Consider the following 391-nt stretch of genomic DNA (forward strand, 5'->3'; position numbering starts at 1 on the left):
GCAGATGGTCGTCTCCGTCGGTGACCTCGATGATCAGACGGCGGTCGGTGCGGCGCAGACGCAGCCGCATCGGGGGTGTGCCGTGCTGGAGGGAGTTGGCGACCAGTTCGCTGGCCGCCAGCACGCCCAGATCGTGCAGCTCGGCGGGGAAGCGCCAGCTGGTCAGGACACCGGACGCGAAGGCACGCGCGCGGGGAGCCGCCTCGACCCCGCCGAGCAGTTCCAGCGCGGCGTTGCGGAACAGCTCGCTCTCCGCGCCCGAGCGCGCGGGGTGCTGGAGGACCAGCACGGCGACGTCGTCGTCGTGGTCCGGGGTGACGCCGGCCGAGCGGACCAGGCGGTCGCAGACGACCTGGGGGCCGCCGGTGGCTCCGGCCAGGGCGCGCTCCAG

At 74.4% G+C, this 391-nt stretch carries 1 pseudogene; it reads right to left on the reverse strand.

What is annotated here, in order from left to right:
• Positions 1-391: pseudogene (locus LPA54_RS41555) on the reverse strand (PAS sensor protein); the annotation flags it as partial.

Source organism: Streptomyces sp. DH12, from assembly GCF_020873895.1.
In the GTDB taxonomy this organism is placed as follows: domain Bacteria; phylum Actinomycetota; class Actinomycetes; order Streptomycetales; family Streptomycetaceae; genus Streptomyces.